Origin of the sequence: Shigella sp. FC1967 (genome assembly GCF_001743005.1) — a bacterium.
In the GTDB taxonomy this organism is placed as follows: domain Bacteria; phylum Pseudomonadota; class Gammaproteobacteria; order Enterobacterales; family Enterobacteriaceae; genus Proteus.
In genome coordinates this window covers 1-332 of record NZ_MIIZ01001481.1, presented here as the reverse complement: position 1 = coordinate 332, position 332 = coordinate 1, and the positions used below count along the sequence as shown (strand labels likewise).

1 protein-coding gene is annotated in these 332 nt (G+C 40.7%); it reads left to right on the top strand.

Going from position 1 to position 332, the window contains the following annotated elements:
- Positions 1-332, top strand: a 332-nt coding sequence (locus BHE89_RS24080; RefSeq protein ID WP_171742567.1) for a DUF3304 domain-containing protein, incomplete at both ends; no start/stop codon positions are given.

Here is a 332-nt window from a genome sequence, read left to right as displayed (position 1 = left end):
AATGGTAGAAATTCCTGAGTATGACGACCCTTGTGATGTCAAAGTGCATTTTCTTCCCTGCCAAGAAGTTCGGATCACATTATCTTGTTATTCCCCGGGAAACCCTAATTATCCGATTACTATTCCAACAAAAATGGAGGAGCCTGCAGTATGCTCGAAAAAAATAACTCGTAAAAAAAGTGATTGTTGCTGGCGTTATTCTTGCCATTATCGCAGTAAGCTCACTGCTGTTCCCCCAAGAAAAAAACCCAAAGATGACTACCTTGCCGGAAATTTACACGGGTTTAACCATGTCAAAGGCACTTCGGTAAATTGGTTTAAGGTTAATGGTT